The organism is Amycolatopsis anabasis (genome assembly GCF_009765355.1).
GTDB lineage: Bacteria > Actinomycetota > Actinomycetes > Mycobacteriales > Pseudonocardiaceae > Amycolatopsis > Amycolatopsis anabasis.
This window is the reverse complement of the sequence record NZ_VTHK01000024.1, coordinates 105,061-127,063: the sequence shown is the minus strand read 5'-3', so window position 1 is coordinate 127,063 and position 22,003 is coordinate 105,061. Positions and strand designations below refer to the sequence as shown.

Annotated in this window: 18 protein-coding genes and 1 tRNA gene; 8 read left to right on the top strand and 11 right to left on the bottom strand. The window is 70.7% G+C overall.

Features of this window, described 5'->3' with window-relative positions; translation table 11 throughout:
* The first annotated feature begins 229 nt into the window (after nt 1–229).
* Nucleotides 230–4,072: a Pls/PosA family non-ribosomal peptide synthetase gene (locus FXO23_RS28645; RefSeq protein WP_246257966.1), complete on the top strand. Its 3,843-nt coding sequence runs from the start codon at nt 230–232 to the stop codon at nt 4,070–4,072.
* Here the strand turns inward: FXO23_RS28645 and FXO23_RS28640 are convergent.
* The 6 genes from FXO23_RS28640 to FXO23_RS28615 form a co-directional block, all read right to left on the bottom strand.
* Nucleotides 4,059–4,484, bottom strand: a complete 426-nt coding sequence (locus FXO23_RS28640) for an acyl-CoA thioesterase (protein ID WP_158888568.1) — start codon at nt 4,482–4,484, stop codon at nt 4,059–4,061. The two genes, FXO23_RS28645 and FXO23_RS28640, sit on opposite strands and share 14 nt — an antisense overlap.
* Before the next feature lie 158 nt (nt 4,485–4,642).
* Nucleotides 4,643–5,422: a helix-turn-helix domain-containing protein gene (locus FXO23_RS28635; RefSeq protein ID WP_246257965.1), complete on the bottom strand. Its 780-nt coding sequence runs from the start codon at nt 5,420–5,422 to the stop codon at nt 4,643–4,645.
* 952 nt (nt 5,423–6,374) lie between these two features.
* Nucleotides 6,375–7,325, bottom strand: coding sequence for an Ldh family oxidoreductase (locus tag FXO23_RS28630; protein ID WP_246257963.1), 951 nt, complete (start codon nt 7,323–7,325; stop codon nt 6,375–6,377).
* Nucleotides 7,326–7,428: 103 nt separating this feature from the next.
* The gene (locus tag FXO23_RS28625; protein WP_158888567.1) at nt 7,429–7,848 is read right to left on the bottom strand and encodes a Crp/Fnr family transcriptional regulator; all 420 of its coding nucleotides are present in this window, start codon (nt 7,846–7,848) and stop codon (nt 7,429–7,431) included.
* A gap of 533 nt (nt 7,849–8,381) precedes the next feature.
* Nucleotides 8,382–8,466, bottom strand: a tRNA-Ser gene (locus FXO23_RS28620).
* Between the two features lie 22 nt (nt 8,467–8,488).
* The gene (locus FXO23_RS28615) at nt 8,489–8,965 is read right to left on the bottom strand and encodes a MarR family winged helix-turn-helix transcriptional regulator (RefSeq protein WP_158888566.1); all 477 of its coding nucleotides are present in this window, start codon (nt 8,963–8,965) and stop codon (nt 8,489–8,491) included.
* Nucleotides 8,966–9,530: 565 nt separating this feature from the next.
* Between FXO23_RS28615 and ypfJ the strand changes: the two genes are divergently transcribed.
* Nucleotides 9,531–10,451, top strand: a complete 921-nt coding sequence (gene ypfJ / locus FXO23_RS28610) for a KPN_02809 family neutral zinc metallopeptidase (RefSeq protein ID WP_158888565.1) — start codon at nt 9,531–9,533, stop codon at nt 10,449–10,451.
* A gap of 95 nt (nt 10,452–10,546) precedes the next feature.
* Here ypfJ and FXO23_RS28605 read toward each other — a convergent pair whose 3' ends face one another.
* A complete protein-coding gene (locus tag FXO23_RS28605) occupies nt 10,547–12,094 on the bottom strand; it encodes a M28 family metallopeptidase (protein ID WP_158888564.1) in 1,548 nt (515 codons plus the stop codon).
* Between the two features lie 197 nt (nt 12,095–12,291).
* On the opposite strand from FXO23_RS28605, the gene FXO23_RS28600 reads away from it, so the two are divergent.
* Nucleotides 12,292–13,269: an NAD(P)H-quinone oxidoreductase gene (locus tag FXO23_RS28600; RefSeq protein WP_158888563.1), complete on the top strand. Its 978-nt coding sequence runs from the start codon at nt 12,292–12,294 to the stop codon at nt 13,267–13,269.
* Here the strand turns inward: FXO23_RS28600 and FXO23_RS28595 are convergent.
* A complete protein-coding gene (locus tag FXO23_RS28595; protein ID WP_158888562.1) occupies nt 13,266–14,465 on the bottom strand; it encodes a cysteine desulfurase-like protein in 1,200 nt (399 codons plus the stop codon). The genes FXO23_RS28600 and FXO23_RS28595 overlap by 4 nt on opposite strands.
* Before the next feature lie 135 nt (nt 14,466–14,600).
* Here FXO23_RS28595 and FXO23_RS28590 point away from each other — a divergent pair, with 135 nt between their 5' ends.
* From FXO23_RS28590 to glfT1, 5 genes are all read left to right on the top strand, one after another.
* Nucleotides 14,601–15,188, top strand: coding sequence for a bacterial proteasome activator family protein (locus FXO23_RS28590; RefSeq protein WP_158888561.1), 588 nt, complete (start codon nt 14,601–14,603; stop codon nt 15,186–15,188).
* Nucleotides 15,189–15,358: 170 nt separating this feature from the next.
* Nucleotides 15,359–16,201: a class I SAM-dependent methyltransferase gene (locus tag FXO23_RS28585; RefSeq protein ID WP_158888560.1), complete on the top strand. Its 843-nt coding sequence runs from the start codon at nt 15,359–15,361 to the stop codon at nt 16,199–16,201.
* Between the two features lie 59 nt (nt 16,202–16,260).
* Entirely contained in the window at nt 16,261–17,193 is a 933-nt protein-coding gene (gene wzm, locus FXO23_RS28580) for a galactan export ABC transporter permease subunit Wzm/RfbD (protein ID WP_246257961.1), read from the top strand.
* A 3-nt stretch (nt 17,194–17,196) separates the two neighbouring features.
* Nucleotides 17,197–18,006 (top strand): galactan export ABC transporter ATP-binding subunit Wzt/RfbE, encoded by an 810-nt coding sequence (gene wzt, locus FXO23_RS28575; RefSeq protein WP_158888558.1) that lies wholly within the window; start codon nt 17,197–17,199, stop codon nt 18,004–18,006.
* Entirely contained in the window at nt 18,006–18,914 is a 909-nt protein-coding gene (glfT1, locus tag FXO23_RS28570; protein WP_158888557.1) for a galactofuranosyltransferase GlfT1, read from the top strand. Before wzt ends, glfT1 begins: the two co-directional genes overlap by 1 nt.
* A 62-nt stretch (nt 18,915–18,976) precedes the next feature.
* Here glfT1 and FXO23_RS28565 read toward each other — a convergent pair whose 3' ends face one another.
* The 3 genes from FXO23_RS28565 to FXO23_RS28555 form a co-directional block, all read right to left on the bottom strand.
* Nucleotides 18,977–20,500, bottom strand: a complete 1,524-nt coding sequence (locus FXO23_RS28565) for a hypothetical protein (RefSeq protein ID WP_158888556.1) — start codon at nt 20,498–20,500, stop codon at nt 18,977–18,979.
* A 13-nt stretch (nt 20,501–20,513) separates the two neighbouring features.
* Nucleotides 20,514–20,975, bottom strand: a complete 462-nt coding sequence (locus FXO23_RS28560; protein WP_158888555.1) for a hypothetical protein — start codon at nt 20,973–20,975, stop codon at nt 20,514–20,516.
* Between the two features lie 140 nt (nt 20,976–21,115).
* Nucleotides 21,116–21,880 carry an ESX secretion-associated protein EspG gene (locus FXO23_RS28555; protein ID WP_158888554.1) on the bottom strand — a complete coding sequence of 255 codons (765 nt, stop codon included), beginning with the start codon at nt 21,878–21,880 and terminating at the stop codon, nt 21,116–21,118.
* Between the last annotated feature and the right edge of the window lie 123 nt (nt 21,881–22,003).

Here is a 22,003-nt window from a genome sequence, read left to right as displayed (position 1 = left end):
CCTCCTTTTTCGCCGAAAACGCCTGGTAGCTATCAGGAACTTTTCAGGTTCAACCACTGAGACGGGTCGTATCCGGTGCTAATCTTTAGTCAGTTCTGTTGCCACGCAAGAGTTTCAGCGCGGATTCGAGCGCGAGTAAAACATTGGCAAAATTGCACGGGCTCTGTCATGGAAAGGTTTCGCGGTGACAGTTGAGGAAAGTGCTGTCCGGCTCAGGATCGACCCGAAAGTGTCTTTGACCATTGCCGGGCAGGCGGTGTACCCGGATGTTCGGCCACCGGCTACCCGGACGTTGCTCGACGTTCTGCGCGCCTCGGTCACCGCCTGGCCGGACGCGCTCGCCGTGGACGACGGCGACACCCGACTGTCCTATCGCGACCTCGGCCGCGCGGTGGCCGAACGGGCCGGCAGGTTGCGCGCGCACGGCGTCGGCCGGGGCGACCGGGTCGGGGTGCGGATGCCGTCGGGGACGGTCGAGCTGTACGTGTCGATCCTTTCCGTGCTGGCGGCGGGCGCGGCATACGTACCGGTGGACGCCGACGATCCGGAGGAGCGCGCCGAACTGGTGTGGCGCGAATCCGGTGTGTGCGCGGTCCTCGGCGCGGATCGCGCGGTGACCCCGTACGCCCCGGCGGGCGGGGACGCCGGTGAGCCCGGCCCGGAGGACGACGCGTGGATCATCTTCACCTCGGGTTCGACCGGGAAACCCAAGGGCGTGGCGGTGTCGCACCGCGCCGCGGCGGCGTTCGCCGACGCCGAAGCCCGGCTCTTCCTGCCCGGCGACCCGATCGGGCCGGGCGATCGCGTGCTGGCGGGACTTTCGGTCGCGTTCGACGCCTCCTGCGAGGAGATGTGGCTGGCCTGGCGCAACGGCGCCTGCCTGGTCCCCGCACCCCGGGCGCTGGTGCGCACCGGCGCGGACCTCGGCCCCTGGCTGGCCGACCGCGAGATCACCGTGGTGTCCACGGTCCCCACCCTCGCCGCGCTGTGGCCCGTCGAGATGCTGGACCGGGTGCGGCTGCTGATCGTCGGCGGTGAGGCGTGCCCGCCGGAGGTGGTGCGCCGCTTCACCCGCGAAGGCCGGGAGGTGTGGAACACCTACGGCCCGACCGAGGCGACCGTGGTCTCCTGCGCGGCCCGGCTGCTCGACGGCGAACCGGTCCGCATCGGGCTGCCCCTGGACGGCTGGCGCCTGGCCGTGGTCGACGGCGAAGGCGTCCCGGTGGCCTGGGGCGAGGCCGGCGAGCTGGTGATCGGCGGGGCCGGGCTGGGCCGGTACCTGGATCCGGTGCGCGACGCCGAGAAGTTCGCGCCCCTGCCCGCCTTGGGCTGGGAACGGGCCTACCGCAGCGGCGACCTGGTGCGCGCGCTGCCCGAGGGCCTGGAGTTCGTCGGCCGGGCGGATGACCAGGTGAAGATCGGCGGGCGGCGGGTCGAACTCGGCGAGATCGAAGCCGCCCTGCTGGACCTGCCCTCGGTGGCGGCCGCGGCCAGCCTGGTCCAGCGCACGGCGGGCGGGCTGGACGTGCTGGTCGGGTACGTCGTGCCGGTCGACGGCGACCCCCGCCGGTTCGACCGCGCCGAAGCCGGGCGGCTGCTGCGCGAACGCCTCCCGGCGGCCCTGGTGCCGCGGCTGGCCGTGCTCGCGGACTTCCCGACCCGCGGCTCGGGCAAGGTCGACCGAGCCGCGCTGCCCTGGCCGCTGCCCGCTGAAGCGCACGAACACGTCGACACCGACGAGACCACGGCCTGGCTCATCGAGCAGTGGAACGACCTGCTCGGCGCCCAGGCCGGCCCCGGCGACGACTTCTTCGACCTCGGCGGCAACAGCGTCGCCGCGGCCCGGCTGGTGTCCGCGCTGCGCGCGCGGTTCCCCGAGGTGTCCGTCGCCGATGTCTACCGCCACCCCACCCCGGCCGCGCTGCGGACCCGGCTCGCCGCCGCCGAAGGCCATCCGGCCGAAGAACGCGCGATCGCGCCGGCCCCGCGCTGGACCGGGTGGATCCAGGCCGCGATCCAGCTGGTGCTGTTCACCGTGGCCGGGGTGCGCTGGGTGCTGGCCATCGCGCTGATCGGGAACGTGTTCTCCGCGTTCGTCCACGAATCGTGGCTGCCGCGGTTGTCGTGGTGGGTGCTGGTGCCCGCGTGGCTGGTGCTGTTCAGCCCGCCGAGCCGCGCGCTGGTGGTGGGTCTCGGCGTGCGCGCGTTGCGCGGGCGGTTGCGGCCGGGCAGTTACCGGCGCGGCGGCCGGACCCATCTGCGCCTGTGGGCGGCCGAACGGCTGGCCGCGTCCTTCGGGCTCGGCTCGGTCATCGGGACGCCGCTGGCCGCCCGCTACGCGCGGCTGCTCGGCTGCCGCGTCGAAGGGCGCGCCGACCTGCACGCCCCGCCGCCGGTCACCGGGCTCGCGACGTTCGGGGACGGCTGCGCGGTCGAACCGCAGGCCGACCTCGCCGGGTGGTGGCTGGACGGCGACCTGCTGCACGTCGGCGCCGTGCGGGTCGGCGCCGGGGCCAGGGTCGGCGCGCGCAGCACGCTGCTCCCCGGGGCGGACATCGGCGACCACGCCGAGGTGCTCCCTGGCAGTTGCGTGGCGGGCCCGATCCCCGCCGGGGAAAGCTGGGGCGGCTCCCCGGCCACCCGGCGCGACGCGAGCCCGGACTGGCCGGAGGCGCGACCGGCGCGCTCCCGCGCCTGGCTGCTGGCCGCGCTGTTGACCTCGGGCCTGCGCGGGCTGCTGCTGTGGATCGCGGCGGCGCCGGTCGCGGTGCTGGCGTTCGTCGCGGTGCCCGACGACGCGAGTTTCGCCGCCGCCGCACTGCGGTTGCTGCTGTGGACCCCCGTGCTCGTGATCGTCGGCATGGTCGTGCACGCGGCGCTGATCGGGGTCGCGGTGCGGCTGGCCGGGCGGGCGCTGCGGCCGGGCACGCATCCGGTCTACAGCAAGGCGGGCTGGGCGGCGTGGCTCACCCACGAGTTGCTGGAGATGTCGCGGCGCACGCTGTTTCCTTTGTACGCCAGCTTGTTCACGCCTTCCTGGCTGCGCCTGCTCGGGGCCCAGGTCGGCCGGTCGGTCGAACTGTCGACCGTGCTGGCGCTGCCGAAACTGCTGCGCGTCGCGGATTCGGCGTTCCTCGCCGACGACGTGCTCGCCGCGCCCTACGAACTGCGCGGCGGCTGGCTGCGGCTGGGCCGGTCCGAGGTGGGTTCCCGGTCCTTCGTGGGCAACTCCGGCATCGTTGGTCCTAATAGGACGGTTGGCGACGGCGCGTTGATCGGGGTGCTGTCGGACGCCCCGGAATCGGTGCCGGAGGGCACGTCGTGGCTGGGCCGCCCGCCGATGCGCCTGCGCCGCACCGCCGAGGAGCACGATCCGGCCCGCACCTACGCCCCGCCGCGCGGGCTCGTGCTGGCGCGCACCGCCGTGGAACTGTGCCGGGTGGTGCCGCTGGTGCTGGCCGGTTTGCTCGCACTGGCCACCTTCGAAGCGCTCGATTTCGCGTGGAACGAGGGCGGGGTGTGGCTCGCGGTGGCACTGGGCGGGCTCGTGCTGGCCGTCGCGGGAATCGTCGCCGGAGTGCTGACGACCGCGGCGAAATGGTTGCTGATGGGGAAGTTCTCCTCGGCCCACCATCCACTGTGGAGTTCGTTCGTCTGGCGCAACGAGCTCTACGACACGTTCGTCGAGATGCTCGCCGTGCCGTGGCTGGTGTCGTCCTCGATCGGCACCCCGGTGCTGAACTGGTGGCTGCGCAGCCTCGGCGCGCGCGTCGGGCGCGGGGTGTGGTGCGAGACGCACTGGCTGCCGGAGCCGGATCTGGTCGAGGTGTCGCGGGGCGCGAGCGTGAACCGGGGCTGCGTGCTGCAGACGCATCTCTTCCACGACCGGGTGATGCGGCTGGATCCGGTGCGGCTGGGCCGCGGCGCGACGCTGGGGCCGCACAGCATCGTGCTACCCGGCAGCCGGGTCGGCACGGCCTCGACGATCGGCGCGGGGTCGCTGGTGATGGCCGCGGAAACCGTGCCGGACCACGGGCGCTGGCAGGGCACGCCGATCATCAGGTCGGTGTGACGCCGAGGAGTTCCGGCTTGGTGGCCAGCGTGCGCCAGTAGCTCGCGGGATCGGGCAGCAGGCGGCGCGCGTCCAGATCGAGCAGGCCGGAGACGCTGGTGATCTCGGCGACGAGGGTGCCGTCGGCGCGGTGGATCTCCTGGCTGGCGCGCGAGGTCTTGGCCTGGGAATAGGCGAACTCGGTGGAGACCACGAACTCGTCGCCGGGGCGCAGTTCGCTGCGGAACTTGCAGGTGGTCTCCAGGTTGACCGGGCCGATGCGGCGGCGGGCGAGTTCGTCGAGGGACACGCCCGCCGCACGCACGCATTCCCAGCGGGCGTGGTCGGCGTAGTCGAGGTACGCCGGGCCGCGGACGTGCCAGTTCGTGTCGAGATCGGAGAGGCGGACGGTCAGGGTGACGGCGAAGGGCATGGATCGAGTCTCAGGCGGATCCCGGCGGGAGTCTTGAACGTTTCGGCCCGATCCGTTTTTCGAACATACGTTCGACAGATGTGGTAGTGTCGACGACATGAACACCACCAATCCCGCACCACCACCCGCTCAGTCGTTCCGGGCGGGCCGAAGACCACTCAGCCCGGGTGCTCGCCGTGCGCCGCCCAGCGCTCGGCGAGCGCGCGTGGCGACGAACCGGACAGGCGTCGGCATTCCCGGCTGAGATGCGCCTGGTCGGCGTAGCCCGCGTCCGCCGCCGCGGCACACAGGCCGACGCGTCCCGTCGCGACCGCGCCGATGCCGCGTACGAACCGTTGGAACCGCAGCACGCGGTGTAACGACTTGGGCCCGATGCCGACTTGCTCGTGGCACCGGCGGCGCAGTTCGCGGCCGCTCAGCCCGACCGCGCGTGCGATCCGGGCGACATCGGCGTCCGGCGCCGCGAGCCTGGTCGCGGCTTCGAGCACGCACGGATCGAGCCGGGCATCGGCCACCTGCCGTTCCAGCAGCTGCCGCGCGAGGTCGTGATCCAGCCCGCGCAGGGCGTTCGTGAAGTGGCGAGCGCGGGCGCCCCACAACTGCTCCAACGGCACGGGCCAGCCCGCCGCGGCGAGTTCGGACACCGGGACGCCCAGCACCGCGCCCGCCGTACCGGGCCGGAGCCGAACCCCGACGTTGCGCTCACCCGCGCGCAGCGGATAACGGGCCGGGCCCAGGTGCGGTGTGGCCACCCGGATCGCCTCGCCGTCCCAGGTCAGGTCGACGCAACCGTCCGGGAGAACCCGCAGCGTGCGGAACCAGCCGGGCACGCCCTCCCAGGTGCACGCGGCCACCGCCGAGACGGGCGCGAACTCGCGGTACGAGGAGCGCGCCCGCGCCGGACCGAACACGGTCCCTGCCCGAAGGGGAATCGACACGAACCCAGTATTCCACGCACCACCGACACCGCAGACCTGCGACGATGCCGGTCGTATTGTCCACTATGGACACTGCCGGACGGCCACGTTCACGAACCGTTGGCTTGACATCGACACCGAATCGTGAACAAGCACCGAGCCCGACCGCGGAGTCCTTCGCGCGCAAGACAACCGGGTTTCGACCGCGTTACGGATTTCCCAACACCCGCCGACGCAATCCGCCAACCGGAGGAAGTCAAACCTGGGCTTATACAAGTACTTTCGCCCGCCGTCAAGGGAAATTCCCTAGATTGAAGGGAGGTCGAACCACAACTGAATGTCCGGCGCGAGCACCGGTTGTCCACAGATCGTTCCACAGCCTGGGGAAAACCCCGCCACACCGCGTCGACTGTCCTTTGTGGACGAGTAGGTTAGGCCGCCGATCTTCGTTGTACGGGGTCAGCGCGTTGAGCACCCCACGCTCCCGCCAGCGCCCTCCGCTGCACGCACCCCGGCAACCGATCTTCGGACCCCACTCGCGAACAAACGAACAACTGCGCGCCACCACTGCGGACCGCCGAACAAGCGCGACTTCGCCGAGCGACCCACCCAGCTCGGCCGACCGCGCTACGACTCACGCGGACAAGGCACCCCGAGGACGAACGAGGCCGTCGCCGCGCCAAGCCACCAAGCAGCGCGAACCAAGCCCCACGACGGCGGCCGAGCGAGATGAAGCCGGGCCGGACGGTCCCCGGTCAGCGCTCGCCGATGGTCCGCGGCACCCGGGCACCAAACCGACTCACCGATCTCGATCAACTCGCGAGCCGAACCGCGAGATACCGATCCGATACTGCTGATGCCCGGCCGCAGACGCCGGACAACCAAGGACGAACCTCATCCAAGGACCGCCAAGCAGCGCGAACCACGCGCCGCCACAGGGCCAAGCAGAGGACACCGGAGCGAACCCGCGCGGTCAACGCTCGCCGATGGTCCGCGGCACCCGGATGCCGAGCGACTCGCCGATCTCGGTCAGCTCGCGGTACAGCTGCGCGGTCAACGGCACGCCGAGGGCCTGGCATTCGTCGGCCCGCTGCGCTTCGCGCCAGCCCGGGTACCGGTCCGGCGCGCCGTCCTGCCAGCCCAGCAGGCTGCCGAACAGCGCGCTCGCGTCGCGATAGAAGCCGTCGGCGCTTCGCAGGGTGGCCGGGGCGATGGCCAGGACCAGGAGCCCGGTGTCGTCCTCGTGCCCCGCGGCGCCGGAAACCAGTCCGGCGAGGGCCTGGACCAGCAGCACGAAACCGGTGGCGGTATGCGCGTCGGAGACCGGCATCCCGGCGGCGTCGAGATCGAAGACGAAGGGCGGATACGCGCCTCCGGGCACCGCCACGCCCAGCGGGTTCGCGCTCGGCGACGAGGGGCCGCGGCGGCCGCCGCTGGCCAGGACCAGTCCGATCATGCCGCAGGCGAGGGCCCGGGTGGCGTGGTGCGCGGCGCAGCCGAATTCGGTCACCCCGCGCATCGACACCAAACCGATGCCGTGCCGCCCCGCCCGCAGCACCGCCCGGTCCATCGCGTCGCTGACCGCCCACAGCCCGAGTGCTCCGCGGTAGTCGACCAGGACCGTGGCGCCCCGGTCGGCGATGACCAGTGGTTCGGCGTACGCGCGCGCCCGGCCGGTGGCCAGCATGGGCAGGTGGGCGTGGCCCAGTTCGGCCAGCCCTTTCGCGGGGGTGCCGGTCACGTCGCCGTAGCAGAGGGCCTCGGCCGCCATCCGAGCCGGTCCGGGTGGGGCGCCGTGCGCGGCGAAGACCTGGGTGACGAACTCCAGCAGCTCGTCCTGCTGAACGCGGAGCCGGGTCTGCTCGGGAATCTGGGCGAACTCGGGCGTCGCCGGGGCGGACTGCCGGACCGGGTGGGGGCGCACCCGATCCACATTGCTGAGGGCCCGGGAGGCTGTCAACGAAGACCCGGAACCGCTACCCGACCGTGTAGTCGTTCCGTTGTGCCGTAACGCGCGTTCCCGCTCCCTAATGGGCGACCGCGTTCGCCAGGACCTGCCACGCGATCCGGGGCCGGTGGCGGCACAGCCCGGCGAACCACTCCGCCGGGATCTCCAGTGCCTTGGTCGGCTCCACCACCTCGACCGTGGCCACCGCACCGCCCTCGTCCACGGCCGCGCGGTCCCCCACGATGTCCCCGGGTGCGAGCCGGGCCAGCACCACCCGCTCGCCGTCCAGCCCCGTGCGGAACACCTCGACCAGCCCGGCGTAGATCAGGTACACCGGCGCCGACCGCTGCGTCTGCCGGCACAACAACGCCCGCCGGGGAAAGAACCGGACCGATCCCACCGCGTGCAGGGCGAACCTGTCCACGGGATCCAACGAGCCCCAGAACGTGGCCGATCCGGCGTCCGGCAACGGATCGCGCCACAGCGGATTCCTGCCCATCACGTCCCCTCAGTCACAACACCGTCTACCCGAGATGATGTGGCCCAGGCAGGCACAAATACGCTCCGCCACGAAAAACCCCCAGTTGCCGCAGCCCGAACATCCGACCGTAACCGGCCCGGAATGCGCACTAGCCCAACGAGGGCAACCCGCCTACGCACAACCGGGCCCCCGCCCGCACCCCAACCGGGACAAACCGGAACAGATGGTGACGATCCCGCGTCACCACACCCCCATTGTGCCCAGCCCCCCTGACAAAAACCTTTACCGCACAACACAACCAAGAAATTCCCCAGCACCGCCCGACCCCGGGCTCCCACCTCAAACAGGCACCAACGAAGCCCCAGCCACCTACCAGGCCCAAGCCACCCCGCCACCCGGCACCCCACACAGATCCGGCACCTACGACAAACCCGGCTACCTGCGGGGGTCCGGGGGCTCGCCCCCGGCGCGGGGCCTGGGGGCTCGGCCCCCAGAAAGCACGGCTGGAGCAACCCGGTCCGCGCGGTCCGCGGACACACTCCACCCAGTTGCGGAAGCGGAGGGATTTGAACCCCCGGTGGGTTGCCCCACGCTCGCTTTCAAGGCGAGTGCATTCGGCCGCTCTGCCACGCTTCCCGGTGCCTTCGAGCGTAGCCGTTCAGGGTTCGAGGTCCGTCAGGTGTTCGAGGACGCGGGTGAAGGCTTCGCCCAGGGTGGCCTGCTCGTCGACGGTGAGCAGGTCGATCAGGTGCGCGCGGACGCCTTCGACGTGGGTGGGGGCGGCCTGTTTGAGCAGGGCCTCGCCTTCCGGGGTCAGTTCGGCGATCACGCCCCGCTTGTCCTCGGGGTCGGCGGCGCGGCGGAGGAAACCGGCGCCTTCCATGCGGCCCACCTGGTGCGAGAGGCGGCTCTTGGTGGAGCCGAGCATCGCGGCGAGCTCGGTCATGCGCATGCGGTTGTCCGCTCCGGAGGACACGCACACCAGCACCTCGTAGTCGGCGAGGGATACGTCGTGGGCCTCGGCGAGCTCCCGGTGCAGGCGCTGGCGCAGCCGGAGGGTGGCGACGATGTAGGAACGCCACGCGAGCATCTCGGTCTCTGACAACCAGCGCACTCGGTCGGGTTCCTCGCTCATTCCTCGCAGAGTAGAACCTCCGTCCCAGACTCACTCACCGGTGGTAGGCGGATACGCCACGAGGCCCGGGCGCGCCGGGGCCCCCCGTCCGGGGGTGGGCGCGCAAGGTACGCGAATTTCCCCTGAAGGGGGATTACGAAATGGTTGAGACTCGGCCCCAAAAGGCGCATCCTGGAATTCCAGCGGATGGTCGGACCGGCCACGGCGCACTGCCCCGGAGCGCCGGGTTCGGGCCACCAACCGGGAGAGGGTCAGGTGGTTCAATGGCAAATGATCCCATGCGGTTGAACACCAGCTGTGTACCCACGGCTGGGGTGGTGAAACCAGCCCGGTCGCGATTGTGAGCAGCACGGGTATCCACATGGTGCGCTCGACAACTTCTCGCGCATTTCGGCGTCGTTCGAGCCTGTTCTCGGCGCGGCCTCTGTGACCGTGCCGGCAGAGCTACTCGCCGGCCCGGGACGTGTGCAACCGCAATACAATGACAACCTCGGTAGTCCTGGGTGCGGTTCCCGACGGGTGACCGCACCCAGGCTTGTGCCCACGACAATCGAGGGAGCCCGCGGTGCGGTTCAACGACGACGTCGGCCTGGACACCTCAGAGGTCCAGGACATGCGCGACGGCGGCGGGGGCATCGGCGGCCGGGTCGCGCTCGGCGGCGGCGGGCTGGGCGTGGTCGGCCTGGTGATCTACTTCCTCTTCTCGCAGTTCGGCGGGATCGGCGGCGGTGGCGCGCACAGCGCGACCGGCCTGAGCGATCTCGGCTCGGGCCAGCAGGTGGACAACGGCTCGCTGTCCCGGGAATGCCGCACCGGCGCGGACGCGAACCGCAACCACGACTGCGCGATCGTCGCCATGGTCAACTCGATCCAGGACTACTGGACCGGGCAGTTCGCCCGCTCCGGCCAGACGTACCGCAAGGCGACCACCAACTTCTTCCGGGGCGGGGTGCGCACCGGCTGCGGCAGCGCGACTTCCGACGTCGGCCCCTTCTACTGCCCCGCCGATTCCCAGGTCTACATCGACCTGTCCTTCTTCAACGAGCTGCAAACGCGGTTCGGCGCCAAGGGCGGGCCCTTCGCCGAGGCGTACGTCCTCGCCCACGAATACGGCCACCACGTGCAGAACCTCCTCGGCAACTCGGCCCGCGCCGGGAAGGGCAGCGGGCCGGCCTCCGGTTCGGTGCGGCTCGAGCTGCAGGCCGACTGCTACGCCGGGGTGTGGGCCAACCACGCGCAGACCACCCCGACCGAGAGCGGCAAACCGCTGATCAGCGAGGTCACCAGGGACGACATCAACCGCGCCCTGGACACCGCGGCCCGCATCGGCGACGACTACATCCAGCGCGAGCTCGGCGGCGGCCGGGTCGACCAGTCGAAGTTCACCCACGGCACCTCCGCCCAGCGGGAGAAGTGGTTCACCACCGGTTTCTCCACCGGCGACCCGGCCCGCTGCGACACCTTCAACACCCGCGACCTCGGCTAGCTCAACGCCCCCAATGTGGCATTGGGGGCGTTGGAAGTACCCAATGTGGCTTTCGGGGCGTTGAAGGTTCCGAAAGCCACATTGGGGGATTCCGGTTAGCTCGCCAGGGCGTGCGGGTCGGCGCCCGGGGAAGCGGCGGCGCGGGCGACGCGCTGGGTGGAGCGTTGTTCCGCGCGCAGCTGCTTCGTCTTGGCCGACGACGGCGACACACCGTTGACCGATTCGGTGCTGATCGCGTAGGTGGCGACGCCCCATGCGATACCGTCGGCGTTGCGGTCGAGCGCGACCCGGTCGACGTTGCCGAGGTTGTCGCAGGCCTGGTGGTAGCACGGGTCGTAGGCGATCCCGGCCTGCCCGCCCCACTTCGCGGCCTGCGCGGCGGTCTTGATGCCCTCGGCGCCGGTGGCCAGGCCGCCGGCCGGGATCCCGACTGCGATGAACTGCCCGTAGTCGGACCGGCCGGTGAAGTCGGTGCCTTCGACCGGAACGCCCTTGGTGCCCAGGTAGTCGACCAGCAGCTTCTCGATCTGCGCCGAGCCGTACGGGCCGGGGCCGGCGCCGACCTGGTCGGAATCGTCGCCGTCATAGGCGAAGTAGCCCGCGTTCGGCGAGCCGACCATGTCGAAGTTCAGGTACAGGGCGATGTCGAGCTGCTGTTCGAAGGGCAGGGAGTTGACGTAGTAGGTGGAGCCCACCAGGCCGAATTCTTCGGCGCCCCAGAAGCCGAAGCGGACGGCGTTGTTCACCTTGGGCGTGCTGCCCAGTTGCAGGGCGGTTTCCAGCAGGGCGGCCGAACCACTGCCGTTGTCGTTGATACCGGGGCCTTCGGGGACGCTGTCCAGGTGGGCGCCGGCCATGACCACGTTGTCCTTGCGGCCGGTCTTGGTTTCCGCGAGGACGTTGTAGGTCTTGCGCTGTTCGGTCAGCGAGCGCAGTTCCAGGGTCACCGGGGCGCCGTTCTGCTTGGCCAGCGCCTCGCCGTCGGCCTGCGTGATGCCGCCGGTCGGGATCTTCGCGTTCGCCGGGTCGCCGAGGGTTCCGTTCAGCGCGCCTTCGGCGTTGTTGTAGATCACCGCGCCGATCGCGCCCGCTTCGGCGGCGGCCTGCTGTTTCTGGGCGAACGAGCACGCGCCGCGTTTGATCAGGGCGATCTTGCCCTTGACGTCGCCGTAGTCGGCGGCCTCGCAGCCGAGGGTCTCGTCGACCGGGACGACCGCCAGCGGCGCGGTGATGCCGCCGACCGGGGTCGACGGGCTGTAGACCATCAGCACGATCGGCACGTTCGCCCCACCCGCGGTCAGCTTCTCGGCGAGCGTTTCGCTGTAGGTGAAGGGGAATTCCTGCCGGGTCACCGCGTACCCGGCGGCCTCCAGCTTGCCCGCGACGTACTCCGCGGACTTCGCGTGCCCCTGGGTCGCGGCCGCGCGGGTGCCGCCGTTGGTATCGGCGATGCGCTGCAACGCGACGAGGTGGCGGTTGATCCCGTTGGCGGTGACCTTCTGCGCCAGCTGCTTCGCGAGCGCCGGGTCCGCCGGTTGCGCCGCCGACGGCTGGGCGGCGGCGCCGGGCGCACCGGCGATCACCAGGCCCGCCGCGGCCGCGAGGGCGATCGCGGGAGCGAGTCGTTTCCTGACCGATGACATGAACCAGTCCCCAATCCGATCGGAATCGCTCCGGCCGCCTGCCCTTGCCCCGACGTGGCCGGTCACGTCCGATGCCGGATCACTTTTATGCGTTTTGCCGCATGGGTCAAGAGTCGTTCGGCGGTATTTCCGCCGGTCAGCGGCGGACGGCTCACACGGCTGCGCGGCGGTGGGCCGGGCGGCCTAAAGTCGGGCCCATGCGTGCGATCACCATCCGCGAACCAGGTGGCCCGGAAGTGCTGGAGTGGACCGAGGTCCCCGATCCGCGGCCGGGCCCGGGCGAGGTGCTGATCGAGGTCGTGGCCGGTGCGGTGAACCGCGCCGACCTGCTGCAACGGCAGGGCCTCTACCCGCCGCCGCCCGGCGCGAGCGAGATCCTCGGCCTGGAGTGCTCCGGCACGATCGCCGAACTCGGCGAGGGGGTCGAGGGCTGGCAGGCCGGCGACGAGGTGTGCGCGCTGCTCGCGGGCGGCGGCTACGCGGAGCGGGTCGTGGTGCCCGCGGTCCAGCTGCTGCCGGTGCCGGGCGAGGTCGACCTGATCGCCGCCGCGGGCCTGCCGGAGGTCGCGTGCACGGTGTGGTCGAACGTGGTGCTGGGCGCGAAGCTGCGCGAGGACGAGGTGTTCCTGGTGCACGGCGGCGCCGGCGGGATCGGCACGCACGCGATCCAGGTCGGCAAGGCGCTGGGTGCGACGGTCGCGGTGACCGTCGGCTCGGACGAGCGCGCCGAACGGTGCCGCCAGCTCGGCGCCGACCTCGCGTTCAACTACCGCGAGCAGGACTTCGTCGCCGAGCTGAAGAAGGAGACCGCGGGCGCGAACGTCATCCTGGACAACATGGGCGCCTCCTATCTGGGCCGCAACGTCGACGCGCTGGCCACCGGCGGGCGCCTGGTCATCATCGGGATGCAGGGCGGGGTCAAGGGCGAGCTGAACGTCGGCAAGCTGCTCACCAAACGCGCCAGCGCCACGGCCACCAGCCTGCGCGGGCGGCCGACCGCGGAGAAGGGCGAGATCGTCGCCGACGTCCGCGAGCGGCTGTGGCCGCTGGTGGAGCGCGGGACGGTCCGGCCGGTCGTGCACCAGGTGGTGCCGATGGCGGAGGCGAGCGCGGCGCACACCGCGATGGACGAGAGCGGGGTCTTCGGCAAGGTCCTGCTGGCGGCGCGCTCCTAGCGGAGTTCTTCGAGCACCCGGACCAGCTGGTTGATCTCGAAAACGTTGGAGTAGTGCGCGAGACCGATCCGCACCGCGCCGCCGACCTCACCGACGCCGAGCGAGGCGAACACCCCGCTCGAGCCGTCGTCGGCGAACGCGCACAGCCCCTGCGAGGCGAGGTACTCCGCGATTTCCGGCGCCTTCTTGTTCGCGATCGTGAACGCCAGCGCGGGGATCCGGCGCATCGCGTCGCCGATCACCATCACGTGCCGCAGCGAACGCAGTTCCGTGCTCAGCTGCGCGAGCAGCCCCGCGTGGTACGACTTCGCCGAACCCAGCGAGGTGACCAGGCGCTCGCGCCGCGAGCCGGTGGCGGCGTCGTCCAGCCCGGCCAGGTAGTCGATCGACGCGACCAGCCCGGCGAGCAGCGGGTACGGGTGCGGTCCCAGCTCGAGGCGGGCCGGTCCGCGTGCGTTCGTCTCCAGCGACACCGACGGCAGGCGCTCCAGCATCTCCGGATCCCGGAAGACCAGCGCGCCGACCGAGGGACCGCCCCAGGCCTGCGCGGACACCACCATCACGTCGGCGCCGAGGGCGGGCAGGTCCAGCGGCAGGAAGGGGGCGGCGTAGGTGGCGTCGACCACGACGACCGCGCCGACCCGCTTGGCGAACTCGACGATGGTCGGCACGTCCGGCCGGGTGCCGACCGAGCCGGAGGCCGCGGTGACGGCGACCGCCTTGGTCCGCGCGGACACCAGCTCCTCGTACTGCCAGGCGGGCAGCTCGCAGGTCTCGATGTCGATCTCGCCCCAGCGCAGGACCGAACCGGTCCGCTTGGCCGCGGCCCGCCACGGCGCGAGGTTGGCCTGCTCGTCGAGCCGGGAGACCACGACCTCGTCGCCCAGCGTCCAGCGTTCCGAAAGCGCGTCGACCAGCCGCCGGAGCAGAACCGACGAGCTCGGCCCGAGCACGACGCCGGCAGGCTCGGCCCCGACCAGGTCGGCCACCGCACGCCTGGCCGCGGTCACGATGCTCTCCGCGCGCTGGGAGGCCGGAAACGCGCCCCCCGGTCCGGAAACCGGCGCACGCATCGCCGTCGACACGGCCGAGGCGACCTGTTCAGGTACCAACATTCCGGCGGTGCCGTCGAAGTGAATCCAGCCGTCACCCAGCGCGGGAAACAACCCACGAATTCGAGCGACGTCGAACGCCATGGGCACACCGTACGGAGGCACATATCGGGCGCGCTACCGGGGTTGGCCTGGTGGGCACGCGGTGCGACCATCCCGGCTACCCTCGGGCACGGACGACGCGAACGCCCTGCGACGCGTTCGGAGACCTGGGCCAGGATGGAGCATATGACCGAGCCGAATTCCGCACAGTCAAGCGCAGCCGGTAACTCCGAGGCCGAACCGGCTCACCACGTGGTCGTCGTCGGGCCGGACGGCTCGCCCGTCGGCACGGCCCGCATCGCCGGGGACACCGAGGCCGAGGGCGCCGACGAATCGGTCGGCGACCTGGTCGAGGAGCCGGCCAAGGTGATGCGCATCGGGACCATGATCAAGCAGTTGCTCGAGGAGGTCCGCGCGGCGCCGCTGGACGACGCGAGCCGCGACCGGGTCCGCCAGATCCACGAGACCTCGATCAAGGAGCTCGAGCAGGCGCTGGCCCCCGAGCTGCAGGACGAGCTGGAACGCCTGGTCGCGCCGTTCCGCGACGACGCGACCCCGTCCGACGCGGAGCTCCGGATCGCGCAGGCCCAGCTGGTCGGCTGGCTGGAGGGCCTCTTCCACGGCATCCAGACCGCGCTGTTCGCCCAGCAGATGGCGGCCCGCGTGCAGCTGGAGCAAATGCGCCGCGGCCTGCCCCCGGGCGCGTCCGCCGGTGGTCAGGAAGGCCACGGCCACGGCATCACCGGGACCGGGCAGTACCTCTGAGCTAGCAGGTTCCGCACCGCGCGGCGACCCCCGTCCGGGTGTAATCATGGGTGTGGTGACCGCCCATGAGTAAGGACCTGACGTAGGCTCCGCGCAATCCGCGGTGCTGGCACTTCGAGGGGAGGCTGGGCCGACATCCGACCGTGCCGACCAGCACGAAAGGAGCGCCGATGCTCGCCAAGCTACGCGATCTGCTTCGCGCGGAAGCCCTCCGGAAGGCCATGCGGGACAAGACCATGCACGCGGTCGAGGAAGTCCTCCGGCCGATGCACGACGAGCAGCTCCGCCGGATCGAGCAGCTGGAACGCGTGGTGGCCGACCTGCGCACCGAGCACGAGGCCCAGTCCCGGCGGGTGTTCGACCGGCTCATCGAGTTCGAGATCCGCTCGCGGCGCGACATCGTCTACGCGGCCGACCGCGAGGCCGCCCGGGAGTCGAACCGGTTCGTGCGCGAGCACATGCCGACCGCGCCGCATTTCGCGGAACCGGTGGCGACCCTGGAACACGCGCTCTCCCTCGCCCCCGGTGGCGGGATGGCCCTCGAATTCGGGGTGTACACCGGCGGCACCCTGAAGGTCATCGCGACCGCGCGCCCCGAGGGCGGGGTGTACGGGTTCGACTCGTTCGAGGGCCTGCCGGAGAACTGGCGCAACGGCTTCCCGGCCGGGACGTTCTCGGTCGACGGGCTGCCGGACGTCCCGGGGGCGGAACTGGTCGTCGGCTGGTTCGACGAGACGCTGCCGGACTTCCTCGCCGCCCACCCCGGCCCGGTCGACTTCCTGCACGTCGACGGCGATCTCTACAGCTCCGCGAAAACCGTCCTGGACCAGGTGGGCCCCCGGCTGCGGCCGGGCAGCGTCATCCTGTTCGACGAGTTCTTCAACTTCCCGGGGTGGCAGGGACACGAGGCCCGCGCCTGGCACGAGTACGTCGAGCGGACCGGGATCGAATTCAGTTACGAGGGTTACACCTATGCCAACGAACAAGTGGTGGTCCGCGTCCTGGAAACATGACATTGGCTAGCCGACGCCCGGACGAACCCGTGGGGCAGGCGTCGGTACCCTCGTTCTCCGTGACCGCCCCCAGCACCGTTCAGGCCGCGAGCCCCGCCGCGGCGGCCCCTCCCGCACCGCCGCCGGACCGCCGTAGTTTCACCCGTGCCTTCGCCGATCTCCGCAGCGGTTTCGCCCAGCGGGAGCTGTGGACGCACCTCGGCTGGCAGGACATCAAGCAGCGTTACCGGCGTTCGGTGCTCGGCCCGCTGTGGATCACCCTCAGCATGGGCATCACGGCGCTGGGCCTGGGCCTGCTCTACTCGCAGCTGTTCGGTTCGCCGATCTCGACGTTCCTGCCCTACATCACCACGGGCTTCATCGTCTGGAACTTCATGCTCGGGTGCATCACCGAGGGCACCGAGACGTTCATCGCGAACGAGGGCCTGATCAAGCACCTGCCCGCGCCGCTGTCGGTGTACGTGCTGCGCACGGTGTGGCGGCAGATGATCATGTTCGCGCACAACCTGGTCATCTACTTCATCATGCTGGCGGTCTTCTGGGGCGGGATCACGAAGTCCGGCTACGTGATCACCGAGGGTGGCGTGCCGCAGCCGGGCCTGAACTGGAGCGCGCTGCTGGCGATCCCCGGGTTCGCGCTGATCGCGCTGAACGCGGGCTGGGTGGTGCTGCTGTTCGGCATCATCTCGACCCGGTTCCGGGACATCCCGCAGGTGATCAACAGCCTGATCAACCTGCTGTTCTTCATGACGCCGATCGTGTGGTCGACCGACATCCTGAAGAAGAAGTTCGAAAGCTCGGCCGCCTGGCGCGAGTACATCGCCGAGCTGAACCCGCTGTACCACTTCATCCAGATCGTGCGCGCGCCGTTGATCGGCAACGAGCAGAGCTGGCACCACTGGGTGGTCGTCGGCGGTTTCGCCGTCGTCGGCTGGACCCTCGCGCTCGTGGTCATGCGCAACTACCGATCCCGCGTCTCGTATTGGGTGTGACACATGGTCCGCATTGACGTCTGGAACGCTTCGGTCGACTTCCCGATCTTCGACGCGAAGAGCCGTTCGCTGAAGAAGAAGGTCCTCGGCAAGGTCGGCGGGAAGATCGGCACCGAGAGCAAGGTCCCGGTCATCGAGGCCCTGCACGACATCACCATCTCGGTTTCCGACGGCGACCGGATCGGCCTGGTCGGCCACAACGGCGCCGGGAAGTCGACCCTGCTGCGCCTGCTTTCGGGAATCTACGAGCCGACCCGGGGCGCGGCCCGGATCGAGGGTCGCGTGGCGCCGGTGTTCGACCTCGGAGTCGGCATGGACCAGGAGATCTCCGGCTACGAGAACATCCTGATCCGCGGGCTGTACCTGGGCATGACCCGCAAGCAGATGGAGAAGCGGGTCGACGACATCGCGGAGTTCACCGAACTCGGCGACTACCTGTCGATGCCGCTGCGCACCTACTCCACCGGTATGCGGGTCCGCCTGGCGCTCGGCGTGGTCACCTCGATCGACCCGGAGATCCTGTTGCTGGACGAGGGAATCGGCGCGGTGGACGCCGCCTTCCTGAACAAGGCCCGCGACCGGCTGGTGGATCTGGTGAAACGGTCCGGCCTGCTGGTCTTCGCTTCGCACCAGGACGACCTACTGTTGGAGCTGTGCACCTCGGCCGTGTGGATGGACGAGGGGCGGATGAAGATGCGCGGCGGGCTCCGCGAGGTGCTCACCGCGTACAAGGGCTACGACCCGTTCGAGAACATCACCCCCGAGGCGGCCGAACGGCTCGCGGCGGCACCGGCGGTCAAAGGCGGCGAGTGATGGCAGCGGAGACGCGGGAACTGCGTGCGGGTGCCGTGGTGGCCGTGGTGGTCACCCGGCACCGGCGTGAGCTGCTCGCGGACTCGCTGAAGATCATCGCCGCGCAGACCCATCCGGTCGACCACCTCGTGGTGGTGGACAACGGGCCCGACCAGTCGGCCCGGGACGTGGTGGAGTCGTACCCGCTGCCGCACACCTACCTGCCCTCGCACCGCAACCTCGGCGGCGCGGGCGGGTTCGCGCTCGGCATGCTGCACGCGTTGTCGCTCGGCGCCGACTGGGTGTGGCTCGCCGACGACGACGGCCGCCCCGCCGACGAGACCGTGCTCGCGGTGCTGATGGACGAGGCGGTCAAACGCGACCTCGCGGAGATCTCCCCGGTGGTGGCGAACATCGACACCCCGGCGAAGCTGGCGTTCCCGCTGCGCCGCGGGCTCACCTGGAAGCGCTCGTCGGACCAACTCGGCGTCGACTTCCTGCCCGGCATCGCGTCGCTGTTCAACGGCGCCCTGTTCCGATCGTCCACTTTGGACGTTGTCGGGGTGCCGGATCTGCGGCTGTTCTTCCGCGGCGACGAGGTCGAGGTGCACCGCAGGCTGGTGCGGTCCGGTCTGCCGTTCGGCACCTCGCTCAAGGCCACCTACCTGCACCCGGACGGTTCGGACGAGTTCAAGCCGATGCTCGGCGGCCGGTTCCACGCGCAGGACCCGGAGAACGAGGTCAAGCGCTACTACACCTACCGCAACCGCGGTTACCTGCTCTCCCAGCCGGGTATGCGCAAGATCGGCGCGCTCGAGGTGCTGCGGTTCGGCCTCTACTTCGTCGGCGTGAAACGCGACCCCAAGGCGTTCCTGCAGTGGCTGCGCCTGGTCCGCCAGGGCCGCCGGGAGAAGTTCTTCCGCTACTGATCTTCCGGTGCTGAAACGGAAAACGCCCCGGCCGCGAAGCCGGGGCGTTCTTCGTTTCGTCCTTACTCGCCGATGACCGGCGGCGCGGTGCGCTGGTCGGTGCCGAACACCTCGTCCGGATCGCCTTCCAGCAGGAACGAGGGCCGCTGGTGCTCGGCGTCCTCCTCGCCCTTGCCGCGCCCGGCACCCATTCCGCCCATCCCGGCGGGGCCGCCCTTACCGGCCGCGCCCGCGGCGCCGATGCCCCGGCCCGCCGCGGCCTCGGCCGCGCCGACCCCGCCCGGTTTGGCCGCGCCGGACGCGCCACCGGCGGCCGCGGAACCACCGCCGCTGCCACCGGGGCCGAAACCGCCGCCGCGGCCGACCTTGCTGTTGTACTCGTTGCCGTCGAGCCCGGCGCCGAAGCCACCGGCCATGCCCATCGGCATCGGGCCCATCCCGGTGAGGCCGGGGTTGTGGTTCGGGTTGGACGAGGACGTGGGCAGGTTCGACGGTTTGTAGCCGGTCGGCGCGGTGCGACCGGCGCCGATCGGGATGCTGCCCGAACCGGTCCGCGGGCCGCCGCCGACCGGGGGCAGCGGGGCCGGCGTCGGGGTGGGCGGGTAGCTGCCGCCGCCGCCCCCGAGATTCGGGCTGCCGCCCTGACTGCCGCCGCCCGGGTTGCCGGAGCCCAGGTTGGTGCCGGTGTAGCCGGACGAGTTGGTGTTGCCGTTGCCCGGGTCGATCGAGCCGTCGACCCGGCCGCTGATGTGGTGCGAGCCGCCGCCGCTCTCGAACTTCGGCGGCGGGCTGAACACCGGCTGCTGGTGCGACGCCTCGTAGAGGCCCTTGTCGTAGGCGGCCATCACGCCGACGGCCTCGTCATGCGCCTTGTTGCTCGCCTGGTAGGTCTCGAAGGACTGCTTCACCGAGGAGCCGAAGTCGAAGGGGCCCGCGGTGGCCCACTTCTTCATCTCGTCGTCCCAGTTGAACTTGACCTCCTCCGGCATGGCGTTCTTCGCCTGCTGGGCGGCCTGCGACTGGCTGTACACGCGGTCCGCCGCCAGCTGGGCGGTCTTCCCGCTGTCGTCGCTCCACTTGCTCAGCCCGGAAACGAAGTTGTACGCGGACTCCGCCGCGTCGCCCTTCCAGGTGGCGCCGGACTTGGTGGCCGCCTGGCCGAGGTTCTGGCCGAAGGTCGCCATGGCGTTGGCCAGATCGGTCCACGCGCTGGACACGCTGGTGACCTGCTCGGTGTTGATGGTCGAGACCATCTCCTTGAGCTTGGCGTGGTCGTAGCCCTGGTAGTCGGCGTTCGACGGCGACAGGCCGTCGCGGTATTCGGCGTGCTTGCCGAGCTGCTGCGCCTCCTTGGCGGCCTGCTCATTGGCCTTGGCGGTGCCGACCGCGCGGGCCTTGAGGTTGCTGAACAGGTCCCAGAAGCTGTCCGTGGTCGGGTCGTAGCCCTCCGCGATCAGCTGCTGCTTGAGCGCCTCGTCCCGGGAGACGTACGGCCCGCTCGAACCGGCGTACGGGTTGTCCGGCTGGCGGTACCGCGCCGCATAGCTCGCATCGGGCTGCCGGTCGCTCTCGTAAGGATTACCCATGGCTCGTTCCCCCTCAGGCCCGCACTCCGCCGAAGGTCTGCACACCTTCGCCGTCGATCCGGGAATACTGCTTCTTGGCCAGCTCGAAGGCCTCGCGGGCCTGCCGCACGATCTCGCCGAGCGAGGTCAGCTGCGTCTCGTAGGACTGCTCGTCGCCGCTGGCCATCAGCCGGGTGCGGTCGGAGATCAGCGTCGCGTAGTTGCTGCCGCCGAGCTTGGGCTCCTGACCGGCGGTGTCCAGCTTGCGCTTCACCGAGTCCAGGGCGTCCTCGAACTCGCGGAACACCCGGATGTACTCGTCGGCGCCCTGCTCGCTGATCGCGAACCCGCCCGAACGGGCCGAGTCGGTGAGCTTGCGCGCCTCGGTCTTGGTGGCCTCGATGGCCTGCTTGCTCAGCACGCCGCCCACCGCGGCGCCGACCGCCGCGCCCACCGAAGCCATGAACCCCGAGCCCTGGGCATCCGGATCTGCCATCGCAGCCCCACATCCTTAGCCGATACGTCTGCTGCCGGGAAGTCTACTAGCCGGGCACCGCGCACAAGGCGCGTTTCGCCCGGCCATCCAGCACTGCGACGCACCCGGACGGCGAACGGTTCCGTTCGCGAATGGACGGCTTACAGATGGCCTTCGAGCTGGGCATACAGGTGCTGGGCGATCCGCGCGTTGTCCGCCGGGGCGTAGGTGATCCAGGTCTGCCCGTCCGGCGCTTCGCGCAGCGTCATGAAGTACCGGCCGTCCTCGGTGTCGAACCACGCCGTCGGGTCCAGCATCGCGCCCGGCACGAACACGGTGAACTGGCCGACCCGCTTCTTGGGCTTCTCGAAGATCCGTTCCACCATCCGCAGCTGACCGCCGCCGTGCGACCGCGGCGCGGCGACCCCGGCGAACGGGTCGTAACCCTCGTCGGAACGCGGCCCGCGGACGGGCTGGGCGGCCGGTTGCGCGATGGTCACCGACTGGCCGGGCGCCGCCGGGGTCAGCGGAAGCAGGTCGACGATCGCCGGGACGATCCCGGTCGGGCGGGCCTCCTCGAACACCAGCAGGTTCTCGTCCTGCCGCACGACCACGGCGTACTGGCCGTCCGAGCACGCCCGTGCGAACAACCGCTTCCCGTCGCTCTCCAGCTGCGCCGCCGCGGTGATCGCGATCGGGGACCGGGCGAACGTCCGCAGCGCGAGGTCGACGTCGTCCTCGAGGTGCTGCCCGCGCATCAGGCCCCGGGTCCGGAGGTCGTCGAAGACCGCCTCACGCACCTGGGCCCGCTGGTCGTGCGTGGTGCCGATGTGCGGCACCTGGAACGGGAACGGCGCACGCGGGGTCCCGGCCTGCTCCAGCAGCATGTCCACGGCCGCCAGCGACAGCGAGAACGAGTAGGCCATGACCGGTTATCCCCCTGGGCGTGCTCGGCAGCGGTCGGCTGGTCACGTTAGCCGACCGCGTGCGACCACCGCAGCCGGAGCGCGCTATTGCTCAGCCGTCAGCGAAAGCGCTTGCCGCGCATG